The 2,063-nt window shown below is 46.0% G+C and carries 2 protein-coding genes and 1 pseudogene; all 3 read right to left on the reverse strand.

Features of this window, described 5'->3' with window-relative positions:
- Nucleotides 1-89: 89 nt before the first annotated feature.
- Nucleotides 90-1,745, reverse strand: coding sequence for a sodium:solute symporter family protein (locus VB740_RS17975; RefSeq protein WP_323201317.1), 1,656 nt, complete (start codon nt 1,743-1,745; stop codon nt 90-92).
- A gap of 9 nt (nt 1,746-1,754) precedes the next feature.
- Nucleotides 1,755-1,832: pseudogene (locus VB740_RS17980) on the reverse strand (sodium/substrate symporter small subunit); the annotation flags it as partial.
- Between the two features lie 87 nt (nt 1,833-1,919).
- Nucleotides 1,920-2,063, reverse strand: a 144-nt coding sequence (locus VB740_RS17985) for an HNH endonuclease (RefSeq protein ID WP_323201318.1), incomplete at its 5' end; no start/stop codon positions are given.

Below are 2,063 nucleotides of genomic sequence, written 5' to 3' on the forward strand. Positions count from 1 at the left end.
AAGGGAGAATTATTGAACAAGTTTCTTCCTTGTCTTTTCCCAATGCCCAATGCCCCATGCCCCATGCCCAATGCCCAATGCCCAATGCCCTACTCTTCAATAATCGGGCTGCGGAGGTCTTCTACCATCGCTTGAATCTCTGGTGGAGGAGGGGGCGTTAGGCGAGAAACCACTAGGGTTACAGCGAAGTTGATTAGCATCCCCAAAGTACCAATTCCTTCTGGAGAAACTCCAAAAAACCAAGGTTGCATACCCCCAAACTTAACGCCGACAATGTAGATAATCGTAAAAATTAAACCCGTCAACATGCCGGCGATCGCACCTTCAGAATTGGTCCGCTTATCGAAAATCCCCAGGAAAATCACTGGGAAGAAACTAGCAGCAGCCAAACCGAAGGCAAAAGCTACTACCTCACTCACAAATCCCGGCGGATTCACCCCAAAATATCCGGCAAGGACGAGGGAAAAACCTACCATGATCCGCCCAACAAATACCCGTTTTTGTTCTGAGGCTGATGAATCTATGATGCGGTAGTAGATATCGTGGGCGATGGAACTAGAAATTACTAATAATAAGCCGGATGCTGTAGACAAAGCAGCAGCCAAACCGCCAGCTGCTACCAAGCCAATCACCCACGGCGGCAGGTTAGCTACCTCTGGAGTGGAAAGGACGATGATATCTCGGTCAATGTTTATTTCATTGGTGTCTTTGCTCGGAGTTAACTGGAAACGCCCATCCTTATTGATGTCATTAAAAGCCAACAGTTTAGTTTTTTCCCACTTAGTCGCCCAGTCTAACTGCTGCACTTCTGTAACTGTATGATTGTGCAGGGAATCAATCAGATTGTAGCGGGCAAACATGGAAAGGGCTGGAGCAGTGGTATAAAGAATAGCGATAAATAGTAGTGCCCAACCAGCAGAAAAACGGGCTGCCCGCACACTCTTTACTGTGTAAAATCGGACAATGATATGGGGTAAGCCAGCAGTGCCTACCATCAGAGCAATGGTGGTGAACAAGACATCTAGCATCGTCTTATTCACAAATGGTTCAGTATACGGCTTAAACCCCAGGTCAACTTGGATTTTATTAAGTTTATCAGCAATATCACTGAAGGTAAATGCTAACTGGGGAACAGGATTACCAGTAAGAAACCAGGCGATCGCGATCGCTGGAATCAGGTAAGCAAAAATCAACACAGAGTACTGTGCAACTTGTGTCCAAGTAATGCCTTTCATCCCCCCCAACACAGAGAAAAAGCCCACGATCACCATACCGATGATCACACCTGTATTGATATCTACTTGGAGGAAGCGGCTAAAAACAATGCCCACGCCCCGCATTTGTCCAGCAACGTAGGTGAGAGAGACGAAAATGGCTGCCACTACCGCCACCAGACGAGCGATATTAGAGTAGTAGCGATCTCCTACGAAATCTGGCACTGTATACTTACCAAATTTCCGAAGATAGGGGGCTAATAATAATGCTAGCAGTACATAGCCGCCAGTCCAGCCCATCAAATAAATAGAACCATCGTAGCCCAAAAAAGAAATCAGCCCCGCCATTGAAATAAACGAGGCTGCGGACATCCAGTCCGCGGCGGTAGCCGCACCATTGGCAATTGAAGGTATCCCTTGACCTGCTATAAAGAAGTCTTTACTATTTTCGACTCGTGATTGCCAACCTATATAAATGTAGGCGAGGAAGGAAAGTCCAACTAATACAATAGTCCAAATTTCAACTGACACGGTTTTTCCTCACTTCTTGAGATTGTATTTTTGGTCTAGCTTGTCCATTTGGAAGGCATAAATGAAAATCAAGGCCACAAATACCAGGGGTTGAGTCGATGCCCGATATTATTCGGGGCAACTCTCGGTTAAATCTGGGCGTGCGACTTTCACCGCACCCAGCTTCCGATGTTCTTAGCTTGTGCTTTTGCTCATGTGTTTATAATCGTGGCAACTCTCGTGAATTGCTTCAAGATTATTTTTCTTCCAGTTGGCGTGATTTTCGTCGATGTGATGCAGGTGAACCCGTTCTTCATCGATGAATTTTAAACCGCAGGA

The organism is Nostoc sp. UHCC 0251 (assembly GCF_034932245.1).
In the GTDB taxonomy this organism is placed as follows: Bacteria; Cyanobacteriota; Cyanobacteriia; order Cyanobacteriales; family Nostocaceae; genus Nostoc.